17 protein-coding genes are annotated in these 14,405 nt (G+C 44.9%); 14 read left to right on the top strand and 3 right to left on the bottom strand.

What is annotated here, in order from left to right; all coding sequences use genetic code 11:
- Nucleotides 1–34 precede the first annotated feature (34 nt).
- A complete protein-coding gene (locus AKJ31_RS17375; protein ID WP_053410344.1) occupies nt 35–802 on the bottom strand; it encodes a nucleotidyltransferase domain-containing protein in 768 nt (255 codons plus the stop codon).
- Between the two features lie 129 nt (nt 803–931).
- On the opposite strand from AKJ31_RS17375, the gene yeiP reads away from it, so the two are divergent.
- Nucleotides 932–1,498, top strand: a complete 567-nt coding sequence (yeiP, locus tag AKJ31_RS17370; RefSeq protein ID WP_053410343.1) for an elongation factor P-like protein YeiP — start codon at nt 932–934, stop codon at nt 1,496–1,498.
- Nucleotides 1,499–1,500: 2 nt separating this feature from the next.
- Complete coding sequence (locus AKJ31_RS17365; protein ID WP_053410342.1) at nt 1,501–1,821, top strand: HI1450 family dsDNA-mimic protein; 321 nt, start codon at nt 1,501–1,503, stop codon at nt 1,819–1,821.
- 102 nt (nt 1,822–1,923) lie between these two features.
- Here AKJ31_RS17365 and ihfA read toward each other — a convergent pair whose 3' ends face one another.
- Nucleotides 1,924–2,220 (bottom strand): integration host factor subunit alpha, encoded by a 297-nt coding sequence (gene ihfA / locus AKJ31_RS17360; RefSeq protein WP_053410341.1) that lies wholly within the window; start codon nt 2,218–2,220, stop codon nt 1,924–1,926.
- A 547-nt stretch (nt 2,221–2,767) separates the two neighbouring features.
- Between ihfA and AKJ31_RS17355 the strand changes: the two genes are divergently transcribed.
- From AKJ31_RS17355 to AKJ31_RS17325, 7 genes are all read left to right on the top strand, one after another.
- Nucleotides 2,768–3,958 carry an acyl-homoserine-lactone synthase gene (locus AKJ31_RS17355; RefSeq protein WP_157052384.1) on the top strand — a complete coding sequence of 397 codons (1,191 nt, stop codon included), beginning with the start codon at nt 2,768–2,770 and terminating at the stop codon, nt 3,956–3,958.
- Nucleotides 3,951–6,455, top strand: coding sequence for a hybrid sensor histidine kinase/response regulator (locus tag AKJ31_RS17350; protein WP_053410339.1), 2,505 nt, complete (start codon nt 3,951–3,953; stop codon nt 6,453–6,455). The genes AKJ31_RS17355 and AKJ31_RS17350 overlap by 8 nt, the downstream gene beginning before the upstream one ends.
- A gap of 157 nt (nt 6,456–6,612) precedes the next feature.
- Nucleotides 6,613–7,164, top strand: coding sequence for a septation protein A (locus AKJ31_RS17345; protein WP_053410338.1), 552 nt, complete (start codon nt 6,613–6,615; stop codon nt 7,162–7,164).
- A gap of 98 nt (nt 7,165–7,262) precedes the next feature.
- Nucleotides 7,263–7,661: an acyl-CoA thioester hydrolase YciA gene (yciA, locus tag AKJ31_RS17340; protein ID WP_053410337.1), complete on the top strand. Its 399-nt coding sequence runs from the start codon at nt 7,263–7,265 to the stop codon at nt 7,659–7,661.
- A gap of 105 nt (nt 7,662–7,766) precedes the next feature.
- Entirely contained in the window at nt 7,767–8,063 is a 297-nt protein-coding gene (locus tag AKJ31_RS17335; protein WP_053410336.1) for a YciI family protein, read from the top strand.
- Nucleotides 8,064–8,065: 2 nt separating this feature from the next.
- Complete coding sequence (locus AKJ31_RS17330) at nt 8,066–8,461, top strand: GspS/AspS pilotin family protein (protein ID WP_053410335.1); 396 nt, start codon at nt 8,066–8,068, stop codon at nt 8,459–8,461.
- A 302-nt stretch (nt 8,462–8,763) separates the two neighbouring features.
- Nucleotides 8,764–8,985: a hypothetical protein gene (locus tag AKJ31_RS17325; protein WP_053410334.1), complete on the top strand. Its 222-nt coding sequence runs from the start codon at nt 8,764–8,766 to the stop codon at nt 8,983–8,985.
- A gap of 73 nt (nt 8,986–9,058) precedes the next feature.
- On the opposite strand, the gene AKJ31_RS17320 is transcribed toward AKJ31_RS17325, so the two are convergent.
- Complete coding sequence (locus AKJ31_RS17320; protein WP_053410333.1) at nt 9,059–9,307, bottom strand: DUF1289 domain-containing protein; 249 nt, start codon at nt 9,305–9,307, stop codon at nt 9,059–9,061.
- 196 nt (nt 9,308–9,503) lie between these two features.
- Between AKJ31_RS17320 and AKJ31_RS17315 the strand changes: the two genes are divergently transcribed.
- From AKJ31_RS17315 to AKJ31_RS17295, 5 genes are all read left to right on the top strand, one after another.
- The gene (locus AKJ31_RS17315) at nt 9,504–9,950 is read left to right on the top strand and encodes an META domain-containing protein (RefSeq protein ID WP_053410332.1); all 447 of its coding nucleotides are present in this window, start codon (nt 9,504–9,506) and stop codon (nt 9,948–9,950) included.
- Nucleotides 9,951–10,307: 357 nt separating this feature from the next.
- On the top strand, nt 10,308–11,453 hold the full coding sequence (locus AKJ31_RS17310; RefSeq protein WP_053410331.1) for an ABC transporter substrate-binding protein: 1,146 nt from the start codon (nt 10,308–10,310) through the stop codon (nt 11,451–11,453).
- An 8-nt stretch (nt 11,454–11,461) separates the two neighbouring features.
- Nucleotides 11,462–13,171, top strand: coding sequence for an ABC transporter permease (locus AKJ31_RS17305; protein ID WP_053410330.1), 1,710 nt, complete (start codon nt 11,462–11,464; stop codon nt 13,169–13,171).
- On the top strand, nt 13,137–13,784 hold the full coding sequence (locus AKJ31_RS17300) for an ATP-binding cassette domain-containing protein (RefSeq protein WP_053410329.1): 648 nt from the start codon (nt 13,137–13,139) through the stop codon (nt 13,782–13,784). The genes AKJ31_RS17305 and AKJ31_RS17300 overlap by 35 nt, the downstream gene beginning before the upstream one ends.
- The gene (locus tag AKJ31_RS17295) at nt 13,777–14,382 is read left to right on the top strand and encodes a CDP-alcohol phosphatidyltransferase family protein (protein WP_053410328.1); all 606 of its coding nucleotides are present in this window, start codon (nt 13,777–13,779) and stop codon (nt 14,380–14,382) included. The genes AKJ31_RS17300 and AKJ31_RS17295 overlap by 8 nt, the downstream gene beginning before the upstream one ends.
- Nucleotides 14,383–14,405: the final 23 nt, after the last annotated feature.

The raw sequence follows: 14,405 nt of genomic DNA, 5'->3' as shown, positions 1-14,405 counted from the left end.
TAAGTGAGTAAAAAAACAACTAGATTTCGGTAACTTAGCCTATTTTGAATTCTGTCTTTTTGTACTGGGTTACCAACCAGTCTCCATACCCATCGAGGATACCAATAACTGAACGCTTGGCGATAAGGCGACCAGACAACAAGATACCTAAACGTTCTATCTCGATTTTCTTCTCTGGGTAGTAACGCAAAAACTGCTGACCACATTCAATCGGATCGTCAAACCATTGCTTGTCTCGGTACATAACGAGAGAGTAGCTAGCTCTGAGCAACTTCTTTGCGATGATTTTCTGCGCTTTAATTTGCTCCGTGTCCTTATCCGCTTTCACAATTCGATAGCGATAGACCGCTATCCAATCTTCAACGTCCATATTCCAGTGTTTGGCAATTTCCCAACTCGGCTCGTAATCCCCAAAGCACTGTGACAAGTCTTCGCCAAAAACACACACCGCACAATGACGAAGCTGGAATCCCCATGAAAAAATACTCTCCAAGCTCGCGATTTCACTCACCAAAGCGCATTTAAATGAAACTTCAGTGATAAACGGATAACTTTTTTGAAAACGCCACTTAATCGAGTTCAATAGCGCCGTGCGCGAGTCAGAAAACGATTGGTTCGTCACAACGATAACGTCTAAATTCGATTTCCCCGGCTGAGCAACTTTGCGCGCAACACTACCATAAAGATAGACGCTATGAAGATTTGCACCCAAACCTCCTTTTAAAAAACGCAAAAGATCATCGATGGCAGGTTGGTACTGCGACTGGAAAGGTTGCTTGGGATCGATAGTAGAAAGAGACATTTAGCCATGAATGCAGATATTACGAATCTGCTTATGTTCTCTCAGCACTGAGTACGAATCAAGATATTCCTTCTGATTACACCTAGGTATATAATGCCCTGATTTAATACCATACAAAGGAAGACGTTCATGCCTAAGGCAAGTGAGCTGAAAAAAGGTTTTGCCATTGAATCTAATGGTAAAACACTACTAATCAAAGATATCGAAGTAACGACTCCAGGCGGCCGTGGCGGCGCAAAAATCTACAAGCTACGCTGTACTGACCTATCGACAGGCGCTCGTGTTGACGAACGTTTCAAGTCTGACGACGTACTAGAAACCGTTGACATGTTCAAACGCGCTTCTTCATTCTCTTACGTAGACGGTGACGAGTACATCTTCATGGACAACGAAGATTACACTCAATACACGTTCAAGAAAGAAGAAATTGAAGACGATTTACTTTTCATCACTGAAGATATTCAAGGCTTGCACATCATCCTAGTAAACGGCACTGCTGTAGGCATCGAACTACCTGCTTCTGTTGAACTTGTAATCGAAGAGACGGATCCATCAATCAAAGGTGCGTCAGCGTCTGCTCGTACAAAACCTGCACGTTTTGCTACTGGCCTGACTGTTCAAGTACCTGAGTACATTGCAACGGGTGACCGTATCATCATCAATACTACTGAACGAAAATACATGAGCCGCGCTTAATTATGTCTGATTTGATTTCTTACGACGACACCATCGACACCGCTTACGACATCTTTCTAGAGATGGCACCGGACAATCTAGAAGCTGCAGACGTGATCATCTTTACTGCACAGTTTGAAGAACGCGGAGCTGCAGAGCTGGTTGAAACAGGCGATGACTGGAACGGTCACGTGGGGTTTGAAGTAGATAAGGAAATCTATGCAGAAGTTCGCGTTGGTTTAGTTAACGAAGAAGATGATGTGCTGGATGATGTCTTTGCTCGCCTACTGGTAAGCCGAGACCCAGAAAATAAATTCTGTCACATTCTTTGGAAGCGTGATTAACACAGTCCAGAAACACAAACACCCAAGCATGACTTGGGTGTTTTTTTGTAGTCTAAAGCTGAATCGTCAAGTAGACCTTCAGATTAAAGCTTAAAAGCAGCATTAATCGTTAACTTTAATGTTCTCTACACGTGCTTTCAGTTTTTGACCAGGACGGAAGGTAACTACACGTCGAGCACTGATAGGAATGTCTTCACCAGTTTTTGGGTTTCGACCAGGGCGTTCATTTTTATCACGGAGATCGAAATTACCAAAGCCAGACAGTTTTACCTGTTCGCCACTTTCTAGTGCTTTACGAATCTCTTCGAAAAACGCCTCAACCGTTTCCTTGGCATCCCGCTTGCTGAATCCGTGCTGCTCAAACAGGTTCTCAGCCAAATCGGCCTTTGTGAGCGCCATAAAACTTTCCTCAAAGCTGTGTTAAACCTTGCCACCAGACAGGTGACACCTGAACTTTCGCAGGCCAATCAACAACATATCAGCCGTACTTTGGAAAGTGTATGCCAACGTTATGATTTTCGCCAACTTTTTTATTTAATGTATAAGATTTATAGCGAAAACATGCGTAATTTCGCGTTGTTGCAACGCTATTTCATCACTAAACAACCAAGTTTTAGCTTTAAATTTCAGTAAATTAAGCCAAATTGACAAATTTATCGATATAAAAATCTAAACTTTGGACTGAATCGTCATTTATTGATCGCATTTGCCTTTAAATCAGTTGGTTAGGCTGATTAGTCGCTCAATTCAAGCTGTGAACACGCTCATAAGAACGTGGTTGAGTAAACATACTCCCCCGTCGTATTTGCTGCCTATGCGACAATATTAGTGAGCTTAATGGGATTTTTTATAAAATCATTTGCGTATTCAATCGATCAACCTAGTATTAGGAGAAAATAATAAACACAAATTTCGTCAAATGGCATGGATTGAGAAAAGCGCTTACATGGATGCGAATACCTCTCAAAGCGCGGTCGCCTTATTTACTGAAATTCATCATCAGTTTGGTACAGACAGTCACTCCTTTTTCAAACAAGTCCTTACGGATCGTTTGAAGGTTTTTCATGCCCGCTATCCAGACATGGCGAATGAAACGATCGCCTATCAAATTAACTCTCTTGCTTTCCAACACTCATTGCGCAGCCACCCTAGCCACTGGCCAACACTCTGGTCAAAGCTGGAACATTCTGCACTTAGCTTATTTAATAATTGGGCTGAAGCATGGTGTTACTTCCTACTATGGAAGCTGATGCGTAAGTACAATCAACTGAGCAGCGAAAGTATCGAAACGGAAACGGTTGACCAGTTTCAGCCTCTGCTGTCACTGGACGAGCAAATCTATCAGGACGAGCTGGTTGACGATGTGCAGTCATCTATGCAGCTTTATTATACTTTGCATTATTCCAAGCCAGTGACTCTGCCAGATGCGATCATGATGATCAATTTATCGACCTTTGTCCTACAACAGCGTTGGTATGAAGTGCTTAATCACCTTGAGCTTTCCGCTTGTGGCACGCATTTTCTTTTAACTGCCAAACCAAGTGGTAGCGACTACCCTATCCTTGTCTCCAGTGCGAGAGTAAATCCACACCATACTGCCTACGAGTGGCTTTACTTCTCGCCTTTTTTCCAGACGTCACAATGGAGCACGTCAACGTCGCAACAGCCTTTGCGAGTTTTGCAAGAAAGAAAGCTGTTAAACTCGACCAAGAACATAGACAATAGCAACGTGAAACACCTCGACACTTGGTTGTGGCAGAATATGTCTAATCAGCAAGCTTGTTGTGAGATTATTCGCCTTACCGTTAGCGGAACCACCGCTCAGAAGCTTTTCTATTTGTACCTATCGCAAAAGCGGTTGATGCAAAGACTCGTTGAACGCAGTTTACAATTAGCGTTCGTTGTTATCGAGCAACCATTGATGATTCAGTTTTATGCCAGTCTGCCTAATGACGCCTTTTGTCCTTTGGTTTACAACCATATTTCTGGTTCCGAAAACCCAACTCATAAAGGCCTGTGGGTGATTCCACGCCTTAACGAAGAACTGACCCGTTGTGATTTCAAACGTTACAAATCTCTCGCCTTTACTCAAATGAAACAGAGAAGCCAAAAACAGCAGGGAGTGAATCATGCTTAATTCACTACTTGAGCACCTGCTTTACCCTAAAGCTATCGTTCTTATCCTCACGGGAATACTCGTTTTCGTTTGGGCGGGGTATTTCTGTACCTCAATGAACCGCCAATACGGTTCCAAAAGTATCAAGTCTTACAGCTACTACATCAGTTACACGTTTGGCCTGTTCGTTTGGATTATGAGTAATGCGTATTTCCACACCGGATACTTGGTCGAGTTTGGTGAGCATTCAGCCAAGATTATGGCTTTAGTGGCAAACCTCTCTGCGCTGCTTGCATTTAGCTCGGCGTATTTCTTTACCGTCAAACTGAAAACTCATTACACACAAACCAAGCCGTTTTTCATTCAGAGTTTTATCTCCAATGCGACCATTCTGCTCTGCCTAACATGGAACTTGCTACCAGATTTAACCATTAAAGGCGTATCAATCGATGGGCCTAGCCAATTTGTGCTCGATTTTGGTGAATACACTAAACCGTTTTTCTTAGGCCTGACCGTGCTGGTTGTTTTATCGTTTATCAACTTGTTCTCGATTCGTGGGAGCGCCAGTCGAATCCGCCGCACACGAATCAACTACATGATTCTCGGTATGACGATTTTCATGTGCTCTACGGCGGTGATACAACTTGGCTTCACCTATGTGTTTAACGATTTCTCGCTTACTTGGTTGCCACCAGCGCTCTCAATCAGCGAAATGATCTTCATGGGCTACGCGATCCTGGCGTCGCGCTTTTATAGCCTGCGCCACATGTGTGCAGTCTCGCTAACCGTGACTCTCACTGCGACCGTTTACACAGGGCTTATCTTGCTATTAGATCGCTACTTTGTGGTCACCACGATGTCGATTTTAGCGACATCAATGTTTGTTGGTGTGACTTGGCCACTCTGCTTTAAAAGACTTAAAGTACTGGTCAACTATGTGTTGTATGGTAATGCGCTCTCTCCTACCGACAAAATCGCGCGATTGGAGAGCCAGTTTCAGTACTCACCCACTGCAGCAATGGACACTCTCGCCCAATACTTAGGCGTACCAAGCGATAAACTGAAACTGCTTGATGATTATCAAGGTGCGAGTAAATTCCGTAGCTACTTTGAAACTAACTCTACACCTCTCGTGCTTGATGAGCTGGAAGACAAACTTGAACAATCAACGACTGAAGAACTTTCAGAGTTGCACAGTAGCATGCACCAAACTCAATCTGCGCTGGTGTTGCCAATTTACGAGAGTAAAAACAAACTGTCTCACGTGTTGGTTTCAAGCCATAAACTGGCTGGCGTGACATTCTCTTATGAGGAGCTCAAAGCACTTGAGCGCGTACTGAAAAAAGTTCAGGTTCACATCAACTACGATCAGAAGCTGCGACAAGCACAAGCGCTGGCAAACTCCATCGCTCATGAGATGAGAAACCCGCTTGCACAAGTTCAACTTGAATTTGAATCATTGAGCGAGAACTTAGCCAATTCCGCACCGTACCATCAGCTCTCGCAGCATGTCGTCAAAGGCAAACACGCGATTACTCGTGGTCGTCAGTTAATCGACATCATTCTGCGTGAAGTCAACTCGTCTTCATTGGAGTTAGAGCCGGTTGAGCCTATTTCGATGAGAACCACTATTCAAAACGCGGTCACTTTATATGGCTTTGACAAAGAATCAGACGCGCAACGTGTGCATGTTCATTTAGAGCACGACTTTGTCGCCAACATCAATGAGACCTTGTTTAACTTCGTGATGTTTAACCTGCTGCGCAACGCGGTCTATTACTTTGATTCTTTCCCTGAAAGTACAGTTGAAATTCGTACCGAAGCCGACGAGTTCGAGAATAAGATCATTGTTCGTGATACGGGCCCGGGCATTCCCGAAGTGCTGCTTGCTCGCATTTTTGATGACTTCTTTAGTCATAATAAAAGTGGTGGTAGTGGCTTGGGCTTAGGTTACTGTAAACGCGTTATGAAGTCGTTTGGTGGTTCTATACGCTGTTTTTCTCAAGAAGGTCACTACACCGAATTTGTTCTCGCCTTCCCAATCAGCAATATCAGTTTAGCGAATGTTCAACGTGAACAAATAGAGACACCAGCATCGCCAGTACAACCTGTTGTCACTTCATCAAGCAAACAAGCACCTGTGAGCAAAAACCAGATGATTTTGGTAGTTGATGACAAAGAAGTGCAACGCGCCCTAGTTAAACTTTATCTCGAACAATTGGGCTACGGAGTAGTTCTTGCCAACAACGGTAAAGTGGCGATTGAGATTATTCAAAACAACCCGATTGACCTAATCTTTATGGACATTCAGATGCCAGTAATGGATGGTTTTGAAGCGGCGGAAATCATTAAGAAGTCGTTCCCTGCCATCCCGATTATTGCGCTTTCAGGCGAAGCCGCTGAAGAAGATCTGGCTAAAATCGGCGAGTTGATGGACGGGCGTTTGTCTAAACCAGCCACCAAAGATGCGCTTAATTCGACTCTAGAATCGGTCTTCTCAGCCGAAAGCGTCGTATAGTCAAATTCATTGCATCCACACCTTTCGAATCAACTCATAACTATTTGCATTTCAAGCAAGTTTACTACTGAGTTGTTTCAGATTGTCACTAAGCCCTTTGTCTTCCGGTTTGATTTGGTTAGACTGAGAGCAATTTGATTACTACAAGATATTTTTAATGAAACAACTGATCGACTTTATCCCGCTGATAATCTTCTTTGCCTTATATAAGATGCAAGACATTTACGTAGCAACAGGTGCGCTGATTGTCGCGACGGCCATTCAGGTTGTCGTGACCTACTTGATGTACAAAAAAGTAGAGAAAATGCAGTTAATCACCTTCCTAATGGTTGCCGTATTTGGTGGTATGACTATCTTCCTCCACGACGATAATTTCATTAAATGGAAAGTCACCATCGTCTACATGGTGTTTGCAATTGGTTTAGCGGTGAGCCATGCGATCGGCAAGTCAGCAATCAAAGGTATGCTAGGCAAAGAGATCACACTGCCAGACGCGGTATGGGCCAAAGTCACTTGGGCATGGGTTGCTTTCTTCTCGTTCTGTGCGGGTCTAAATATCTATGTCGCGTACGAACTGCCACTTGATGTATGGGTCAACTTTAAAGTCTTCGGCCTCCTGGCTGCGACATTTGGTTTTACTCTGCTAACTGGTATCTACATCTACAAGCACATGCCAAAAGACCTCAGCAAACCAGACTCTAGCGATTAACCCTATAACTTTGTTACAATCGTGATTATTTTCCCTCCTTGCGGAGGGCTTACAGCGACCGCTTTGGTCGCTGTTTCGTTTGTTACGGGTGTCAGAATATGAGTCAGCAAATCAGCGCGCCGAAAGGCCAACTATTACTTCGAACTTTAGCCATGCCAGCAGATACCAACGCCAATGGTGATATTTTTGGTGGTTGGATCATGTCTCAGTTGGACCTTGCAGGCGGCATCTTAGCCAAAGAAATCTCGTCAGGTCGTATCGTTACCGTCTCCGTTTCTAGTATCACTTTTAAAAAGCCGGTTCGTGTCGGAGACGTGGTTTGTTGCTATGGTGAATGCACCAAGATAGGTAGAACATCAATGTCGATCAACCTAGAAGTGTGGGTAAAGCCAGTTACGGAAGATGGTATTCAAGACCGCTACCAAGTTTGCGAAGCGACATTTAACTATGTTGCCATTGATACCGAAGGAAAGCCGCGCCCTATCCGCACGGTTTAACGATAAGATTCACACTTTGTCTTTGAATTGACTTCTATTATTAAAGTGTTGCGGTACAGTAAGAACTTATTTTTTCTCGAAAATACCAAATAAGGAAATTGAGTCATGTGGTATGTTATCTTTTCTCAAGATATTGAAAATTCACTTGAAAAACGCATGAGTGTCCGCCCTGCCCACTTAGAGCGCCTACAGAAACTGCAAGATGAAGGTCGTTTGCTAACCGCAGGTCCAATGCCAGCCATTGACTCAGATAATCCCGGAGAAGCAGGCTTTACCGGCTCTACCGTTATTGCCGAATTTGACTCACTAGAGCAAGCACAAGCGTGGGCAGATGCTGACCCGTATATTGAAGCTGGTGTTTATCAAAGCGTCATTGTTAAGCCATTCAAAAAAGTATTCTAATTATGAATAACTACTTAAAACTTAGTGCTCTAGTGCTAGCAGGTACGATCCTTGGTGGATGTTCCTCTTCAGCTGAAAAGCAGCGCCACTTAGAGTTACTCGCGGATAACCGAGCGGGCTTACTCGCTGCTGAGTTGCCGCTTGAAGCTGGGCCTCTTTCGATACTCAGAGCGACAGCGAAAAGCACCACTATTGAGCTTATGATGGTTTACAACCAAGATGCGCCTGGCGCGAAGCCAATTAGTGAAGTGTTAAAGCGTAGCATCCAAACTTACTGCACAAACAAAGACACCAAGAGTAACTTAGAGGTCGGTCTAAGTTACCGCATCAAAATGCGTAACTCACGCGGTCAATTGCTGATTGACGAATTAATCACGCAGAAAACCTGCGAGTCTTAATCTCTAAGCCCTGCCGTCGCAGGGCTTTTTTGTGGCTGTTGAACCCCTTCCAACAAAAGGTTGTTATAGCCTTCAAGTTTATAACAAATCCGAATATGAATTTTTTGTGTCATTCCACGAGAGATCTAGTTATTGAAACATTCGGTTTATTAACGGCTTAGGCTTAAGCCGCCCGATAGATGTCCCCACTCTAAAATCGTTCGATGGGTATTGCGACCGGTAAAGGCATTTTTCCACGTTGACGATCACCAAATCAGCTTCTAACTTTTCATATTAGTGTCATAACCAAGGAGGATCACTTAATGAAACGTGCAAGCAACTCATACCGTCTTCAACTGATTAAAGAGGTAGCAACTCGGCACGAACGACTGCAAAGTGGTGATCCTATGGCGAGCTACATTCAACGGTTAATTGACGCAAAACCCGTAAATGAACAAAACGTAGAACGGAATCATCGATTTTCTGGCAGTCATTATGACGAGCACGCAGGCGGATGGGTTAGCGATCATTGGGGCTTAAAATAGCGCATAGTAAGCAAACTAAGAGAGTCTACTAATAGGCTCTCTTTGATGATTAGGCTACAGCAGCTTTTGGACGTTAAAATAGGTCTTGCTGCGGACTCTCTGGCTCTTGCCCATCGATATTATCAATCTGGCCTTTACGCAGTTTACGAAGATAACGCTGCCGACATAACTTAATGACATGCAATTGCTGAGCAGGAGACATATTCAGCCAATTGAAGCGCTCATCGCGGTTGCGCATACAACCACGACAATAACCTCGCTCATCGACAGTACAGACACCGACGCAAGGACTGGGGACGTTGAAAAACTCTAACTGCTCCAATTTCGCCTCACTAACCTTGATATAATGACCGACTTTATGCCATCTAACGTTGAATGTTTATCAAGTAATTCAACAGTGTGACTTAGTCCAAACTATGACGCTCCGTTGACAAAAACAGTGTTTTATTACCTATAATGCATTGAATTGAACAACAACCAGTGTTCAATACCTTATCCACATATTGGAGTTGATTATTATGAAGCTTAGTCCAAAAACGCTACTTGCAGCAATTACCCTACCTGTACTGATGACAGCTTGTTCAAGCACTGGTGAAGATGTGAAACAAATTACAGCTCAAGATCTACAGCACCACAACTGGGAGCTAGTAAGCATTGATGGTAAAGAGTTCGTAGCAGAAGGCCGAGCAAAAGCACCTCGTCTAGAAATTGGCGAAAACATGATGGCTAACGGTAACGCTGGCTGTAACAACTTCTTTGGTCAAAGCGAACTAAAAAACAACCAACTACGCATCAACAAGATGGGTATGACAATGAAGATGTGTATCGGCGACATCATGGATGTTGAACAAGCGGTATCGCAAACACTGACTGAGTGGAGTGATGTCATGCTAACAGACAACACGTTGACACTGAAAAATGATGTGCACACGTTGTCATTTAAGTTAAGCGACTGGAAAAACTAATTCCTCAGCATTTATAACTCTGAATTAAAAAAGCAGCCAAACGGCTGCTTTTTGTTTATCTCAACCAAATAGATTATCCAACCGCTTGCCTAAATCATCATCTCTTTCGATATTCTCGCACGAAAACCCTCTACTTAATGAAAGAAACGCTCTACTTCTCCGGTCTGGTGATTCATGTGGTTATGCGGTGAAGAGAATTCCAGCCACTCCAATAATTCTATGCCGCAGTGATGTTAATTGACTGAATCTATTATCAAATCCAACGTTGATAATCGTTCAATATGAATTACTATCCTTTGTAAGGGAAAGGGCTAAGTACAAGCCTAAATTCAAATAAGTAGATAAAACGGACACAGCATGAAAAAGCTATTGAGCACCATAGGTATTCTGGCTGCCACCATTTCGGCACCCACTTTTGCAGATAATTGGCAAGACGTAGAGCAACAAGCTAACGGCCAAACCGTCTATTTTCACGCTTGGGGTGGAAGCCAAGAGATCAACCGATACATCCAATGGGCGGGCAAAGAGCTAAAAGACCGTTATAACGTGACGCTTAACCACGTGAAAGTAACCGACATCGCGGAAACCACCACTCGCCTACTCGCAGAAAAAGCAGCAGGCAAAAATACAGGCGGTAGCGTCGATATGGTTTGGATTAATGGTGAGAACTTTAAATCGATGAAAGATAACCAGTTGCTGTTTGGGCCTTTCGTTGAGCAGTTACCTAGCTGGCAATACGTTGATAAGACACTGCCAGTGGATGTCGACTTTTCAGAACCAACAAACGGTCTTGAAGCCCCATGGGGTGTCGGTCAGCTAGTGTTTATTCACGACAAAATGACGCTGAACAACCCACCAGAATCCTTTTCTGAAATGCTAAGCTATGCCAAAGCGTTTCCTAACCGCCTAACCTACCCTCGTCCACCAGAGTTTCACGGCACCAGCTTTTTGAAGGCGCTGTTAATCGAACTGACAGGCAATGATCAAGCGTTGCAGCAACCCGTTTCTGAAGATAACTTTGAACTTGTGACCAAACCACTTTGGCGCTATTTAGATGAGTTTCACACCGTCGCTTGGCGTGGTGGCAAGCAGTTTCCAGCGGGCACAGCAGAGACCATTCAGCTACTTGATGACGGCCAAATTGACCTCGCCATCACGTTCAACCCAAATGCGGTTTACTCAGCTCAAGCCAATGGCAATTTAGCAAAAAGCACAACCGCTTATGCCATGAATCAAGGTGCGTTATCGAATATCCACTTCTTGGCTATCCCTTGGAATGCGAATGCCAAAGCAGGTGCTCAAGTGGCGATTAACTTTTTATTGAGCCCTGAAGCTCAGTCACGTAAAGGCGATCTGAATGTTTGGGGTGATCCATCGGTACTAAGCGGCGAATACTTAACGGGCAGTGCGAAAAACACCCAGCAGTTTAAGTCGATTGCCGAGCCACACCCTAGCTGGCAAAGCGCGCTAGAGAAAGAGTGGCTTAAACGCTACGGTAACTAAGGCCAACAATGTTAAGAGCGCTCTATCTCGTCATTATTGCGGTGTGTATTCTACCGACTATCCCCGGGTTGCTGGGGGTAGTCGTATCAGCGCTGGGCTATATTCCGCCTCTTGGACTGCATCAGTTTACCTTTGATGGCTTTAGAGAAGTATTCGGATGGGCCGGTGTTTGGCAGTCAATCAGCATGACGCTTTACACCGCATTCATCAGTAGTTACTTGGCTTGCTTAATCACTTTCGCTGTACTCCAATCCGCTTGGGGAACACGATTTTGGCGCAAGATTGAGCTGGCATTATCACCGCTGCTTGCGATGCCTCATGTCGCGTTTGCGATCGGGTTTGCTTTTCTATTTGCGCCAACAGGCATGGGTGTACGTCTACTAGCAAGCCTCTTTGATTATGATCCAAGCGGTCAGGGCGTAAATGACTTAGCTAGCTTAGTCAGAGATCCCAAAGCGATTGGCTTGATCGTGATGTTAGCACTGAAAGAAGTGCCTTTCTTACTGCTAATGAGCATACCGATTTTGCAACAGCTCAACGTAGATAAGTTGGAAAAAGTAAGTCATTCGATGGGCTACACCTCATCACAAACGTGGTGGAAATGTATTTTGCCACAATGGTTTAGTAAACTTCGCTTCCCAATGATGGCGGTGCTTGCCTACAGCTTGTCGGTGGTTGACGTCGCATTAATCGTCGGTCCGAGTAACCCACCCACATTTGCAGTATTGGTATGGCGATGGTTCAATGACCCTGACCTCTCACTGCTACCCCGCGCTGCAGCTGGTGCCGTGGTGCTGTTTATCCTCGCCAGTATCACCATCGCTATCTCTCGGTTGATTGAATGGCTGGTTACACGCTACTACCGAAGCTGGCAATATTCCGGTCGACAAGGTTTGTCACTACCGGGGAAAAGCCTATTTAGCCTGATTACGATCGTTACTGCGGTAATGCTACCACTGATGGTTATCTGGAGTTTCGCACAGCGTTGGCGCTTCCCTGGCTTACTCCCTTCTCGTTTTAGTTTTCGATTTTGGCAGTATGAGTGGGACAGCATCCTCAGTACCCTAGAGCAAAGTTTGCTATTGGCCGTAGTCAGTGCTTCTATAGCGCTCGTTTTAGCGCTGCTCAGCCATGAGTATCGCCTGCGTCATCGCTGGCAAATACCAGGTTACATTATCGCAGTACCAATGCTAGTTCCGCAGTTGTCTATATTGTTTGGCATGCAGGTTGCCACACTCTATGTGAGCAGCGATAGCTATTGGCTATGGGTATGTTGGTCACACATCTTCTTCGCCTTCCCATACGTGTATCTGTCTCTCGATGGACCATGGCGAGGCTTTGATGATGGTTTAACCCGCGTATCGCTAAGCTTAGGGAAATCACCACTGTATACGTGGTTCAAGGTGAAGCTGCCGATTCTTCTACCAGCGGTTGTATTCGCTTGGGCAGTGGGTATTAGTGTCAGTTTGGCGCAGTACTTGCCAACCCTTGTACTCGGCGCAGGTCGCATCAGCACGTTGACGACTGAAGCAGTGGCATTATCAAGTGGCTTTGACCGCCGTGTCACCGCGATTTACGCAATATGGCAAGCAATTTTACCGCTGATGTTCTTTGCGTTTGCGATTGCCATCAGTCGACTACAAAGCCGATACCGCAGACTAACAATTAAAGGTCTATCAATTAATGAGTCTTTGTCTCGAAAACCTCGCCATCCGTAAAAGAAGTGGTGAGGCCTTGTTCTCGTCGCTTAATATCACCGTAGAAAACGGCGAAATCATTACGTTAATGGGACCAAGTGGTTGTGGTAAATCCACCCTATTGGATGCCATTGCTGGCCATTTGTCTTCGGAGTTCACCTGCACCGGAGCGATCGCTCTAAACGGTGTGGATTTGCAAGCTCTACCTGCACATCAGCGTCAAGTCGGAATTCTGTTTCAAGATGACTTGTTGTTTCCGCATTTGAGCATCTGGGAGAATCTAGCATTTGCATTGCCAAACCACATCAAAGCAAGCGAGCGAAAGGAAAAAGCCTTACAAGCGCTGAAGCACCTTTCATTGTCTAAGCTGGCCGACTCATTTCCTGACCAGATTTCTGGCGGCCAACGCGCACGAATTAGCTTAAGTCGAATGCTATTAGCCGAACCTAAAGTCGCGTTGTTGGATGAGCCCTATAGTAAGCTCGATAAAGAGTTAAGAGTGCAATTTCGTTGCTGGGTTATCGAGCAGTTAAAGCAGGCGAATATCCCTGCGCTACTAGTAACTCACGATGAAGATGATATTCCCGACGGGAGTCGTTGTATCCATTGGCCATGGGAGCCAGAACATGCTTGATCGACTCAGTATAAAAGTGATTCGCCAGCCTCTCACTCAAGGGGCGAAGGTGCTTGATAAAGCAGGCTTTACCGCAAATCAAGTCACCGTTTTTGGCTTTATATTGGGCTGCATGGCTTTTCCGGCGCTTATTTTCGAGCACTATGGTTTAGCACTGCTGTTCATTGCTCTCAATCGAATCTGCGACGGCCTTGATGGCGCATTGGCGAGGATCCAAGGTATCACGGACGCCGGAGGGTTTCTGGATATCAGTTTAGATTTCCTTTTCTACTCACTGATTCCGTTTGGCTTTGTCTTGGCAAATCCTGAGCAAAATGCTATCGCTGGCGCGTTTTTGATTTTTGCGTTCATCGGTACAGGCAGTAGTTTTCTTGCCTTTGCGACGATGGCGGGCAAGCGTGGTATTGAGAATCCGGTTTATCAGAACAAGTCGTTGTATTACATGAGTGGATTGACCGAGGGAACCGAAACCATCGCGTGCTTTGTTTTGTTCTGCCTTCTTCCGCAACACTTTGCCGTGATAGCCTATGTATTTGGTGCAGCGTGCTGGTTCACCACCTTCACCCGTATTTATTCGGGCTTCCACACTCTCAAATAACGTAAAGGCCAGTATGTCGTTGA

Origin of the sequence: Vibrio hepatarius, from assembly GCF_001274785.1 — a bacterium.
Classification (GTDB): Bacteria; Pseudomonadota; Gammaproteobacteria; order Enterobacterales; family Vibrionaceae; genus Vibrio; species Vibrio hepatarius.
The sequence above is the reverse complement of the archived record's forward strand: the minus strand, read 5'-3'. Positions and strand labels throughout refer to the sequence as shown.